Origin of the sequence: Trichococcus palustris (assembly GCF_900114465.1) — a bacterium.
Lineage (GTDB): Bacteria > Bacillota > Bacilli > Lactobacillales > Aerococcaceae > Trichococcus > Trichococcus palustris.
This window is the reverse complement of record NZ_FOTD01000048.1, coordinates 1-2,734: the sequence shown is the minus strand read 5'-3', so window position 1 is coordinate 2,734 and position 2,734 is coordinate 1. Positions and strand designations below refer to the sequence as shown.

Sequence of the window (2,734 nt, the reverse complement as noted above, 5' to 3'; positions counted from 1 at the left end):
ATGCAGGACTACGGCATGATGAACGGCGAAAAAGTATTGAAAACAGCCTTGGATTTAATGGGGAAATAGTATAAACTGGAGGAATTAATGATATGTCAGAACCAAAAAACCTTGATGTCATCATGCAGTTGATCATGCACGGAGGCGATGCAAAAGGGAACGCCATCGAAGCGATCGAAGCTGCAAAGACTGGTGATTTTGAACTTGCCCATGAAAGAATGCAAGATGCAGAAAAAGCTTTGGTGGAAGCACACCATGCGCAAACAGGATTGCTTACACAGGAAGCTTCCGGAGATGCAGTTGAACTATCTTTATTGATGGTACATGGACAGGATCATTTGATGACTTCCATTGCATTCAAAGATTTAGCGAAAGAAATCGTAGAAATCTATGAACGCCTTGAAAAATAAAATTCTCAATGAAAATGTAAGCGGATATACGGGAGAACCCCATATATCCGCTTTTCTGTTATATTGGTGGATAAGCTGGGATCGGATGATCTCTTAGGACCGTTGTGTGCCGAAAAGCTGCACTGCGTATAGGAACTCCCCATCGTAATGTACACCGATTCCTACCTCCTTGTATTCGGGGCGAACCATATTCGCATAATGGCCTTCGCTCTCCATCCAACCATTAAATAAATACGCCGCCATACCTTCCTCATCTTTGAAGTAGGTGGCCATCGCCAAATTTTCGCCGACCGTCTGGTACTCATACCAAAATGCCTCATTTTGGAACACCGTGTAAAATTCGCTGCCGTCCGGACGCGTATGTGAGAAGGAAGTTCCCGTTTCGACGGCCCGGTAATCGGCGGCCTGCTTCAGCGTCTCGTTTTTTGTCAACGTGTTCAGGCCTTTTTCTGCTCGCAATTCATTGAGAAGCCTCATGATTTCATTTTCCACCCGCACATAATCTATGGTTTCTGGGCTTGTGAACGGTGCCATCAGTACGGCTTTGCCATCCTTGCTAGTCAAAATTTCAATCTTTTCATCCAAATTCGTATTCTTCAGGGTATCCGAAAAAGGATTTTCCAAGCCGATCCGATTCAGCGCCGCATCGATAGTGAAGCCATTCGGTATATTCCCGCCATCGATCCAATAACCGATAGCCAGAGCAGCCATTGCCGTAAGCAGCAGCCCCTTTCCGATTCTCATTTGTTGCCTCCCTTACTGGCCTTGAAAGCCTAAAAAAGTTTTTTGCCTATAGCAACTCCGGTATCCGCTCTTTGTCGACAACGGTATAGTGGAATTCATTTACGTCATCCCTTTCAAAAACTTCAACCATTTTATCGAAATCATTCGAAAGTTGGTAGGTTCCCAAATCTTCGCGTGGAATCCAAAATACCTCGCCTTCTTCAGATGACTGCAAGGTTCCGGAATAGGTGCTTGTCTTATAAAACAAAACGACATAACGGGAGCCATCGTCTTGCTGGAATTGTTTTGTGCCGCAGAGTTTGAGGTTCGATACGGTCAGTCCAGTTTCTTCTGCTACTTCCCGTATTACGGAAGCCACGAAGGATTCTCCCGGTTGTACTTTTCCGCCGGGGAAGGTGATACCCGGCCAATCCGGGTTCCTACGATTTTGGACCAAAACATTCCCGCTATGGTCGGTAATCATACACATGTTAGTGAAAACGGCCATTTCTGCCATGAATACAAATCCTCCTCATTAGATTCTGTAATCTATCATCCCTCATATTATAGCAATTTAGGAGTTAGGCGAGAACCCTCGTGACTTTAGTCGTGAGATGAATCGCCGTTCGGGATTAGGGGTGCCTCAGGCACCTCAAAGCCCGACTTATGACTTTCTGACATTCATTATTAACCTTGATTTAATAAAGCTTAAATAGTAACGTATGATTTGGAAAGCCGAACGTATTTTCGTATAATATTCTTGTGAGATGATAGCTTTGGCAGAAGGCAAACACGGTCGAGGGTATGTCTATTCCTTGCAGTTCCATTTGGTTTGGTCTGTGAAGTACAGACGTAAAATTCTAGTAAATCAAGTAGAGCAATCACTCAAACAAATCGTGCGAGACATCTGTTCTGCACAAGAGATTGAAGTGGAAGAAATAGAAACGGATAAAGACCATATCCACCTTCTCATTTCAATGAAACCGCAACCCTATATACCAGCAGTAGTTAAAACGCTCAAAGGTCAATCAGCAAGACGACTGTTCAAACTGCACCCTGAAATGAAGCAATACTTATGGGGTGGACACATGTGGAATCCTAGTTATTTCATTGCGACAGTCAGCGAAAATACTGAGGAACAAGTACGGAAATACATCCAGAGCCAAAAAACAAAACGGATAGGAGGTGAAACCAATGTCAGTAGAAACGGTCAATCGTGGTTATGTGTATAGTGGAACACCAACATCTGATGAAGCAGAAAGCTACTTCCATCAATGTTTTGGTGCAGACCGCTTGATGTACAACCTTCATACCGCTCACTTATATGAGTATCTTGAAAAGAATGGCTACACCATCGGTGACAAACTGCCTACTTTCAAAGAAATGGGTATGCCGACCGTCAAAGAATTCAAGCAAACGCGTAGGAATGATGAAGGCAACAAATACCTTTACGAAGTGGATGCATTCGCTTCGAACGAAGCAAAACAGCATTTCAAGAAAGCAATTTCCGCATTCGACAAGAACGCGTTCAAAGGACAATTCAAGAAGTCTGCGCTTAAACGTCAGAAAACTCTTGGGATCGAGCCTACTTTCCGCGACCT

The 2,734-nt window shown here is 43.9% G+C and carries 5 protein-coding genes; 3 read left to right on the top strand and 2 right to left on the bottom strand.

Annotation, left to right across the window (positions count from 1 at the left end; translation table 11 throughout):
* Nucleotides 1-92 precede the first annotated feature (92 nt).
* Complete coding sequence (locus BM101_RS13785; protein ID WP_087032748.1) at nt 93-410, top strand: PTS lactose/cellobiose transporter subunit IIA; 318 nt, start codon at nt 93-95, stop codon at nt 408-410.
* Nucleotides 411-503: 93 nt separating this feature from the next.
* Here BM101_RS13785 and BM101_RS13780 read toward each other — a convergent pair whose 3' ends face one another.
* Both BM101_RS13780 and BM101_RS13775 read right to left on the bottom strand, forming a co-directional pair.
* Complete coding sequence (locus tag BM101_RS13780) at nt 504-1,154, bottom strand: CAP domain-containing protein (RefSeq protein ID WP_087032751.1); 651 nt, start codon at nt 1,152-1,154, stop codon at nt 504-506.
* Nucleotides 1,155-1,200: 46 nt separating this feature from the next.
* Nucleotides 1,201-1,650: an 8-oxo-dGTP diphosphatase gene (locus BM101_RS13775; protein WP_087032753.1), complete on the bottom strand. Its 450-nt coding sequence runs from the start codon at nt 1,648-1,650 to the stop codon at nt 1,201-1,203.
* A gap of 259 nt (nt 1,651-1,909) precedes the next feature.
* Between BM101_RS13775 and tnpA the strand changes: the two genes are divergently transcribed.
* Both tnpA and BM101_RS13765 read left to right on the top strand, forming a co-directional pair.
* Nucleotides 1,910-2,365: an IS200/IS605 family transposase gene (gene tnpA, locus BM101_RS13770; RefSeq protein ID WP_087033047.1), complete on the top strand. Its 456-nt coding sequence runs from the start codon at nt 1,910-1,912 to the stop codon at nt 2,363-2,365.
* The coding region (locus tag BM101_RS13765; protein WP_218149950.1) for a hypothetical protein at nt 2,328-2,734 on the top strand (407 nt) is incomplete at its 3' end. The genes tnpA and BM101_RS13765, both read left to right, overlap by 38 nt.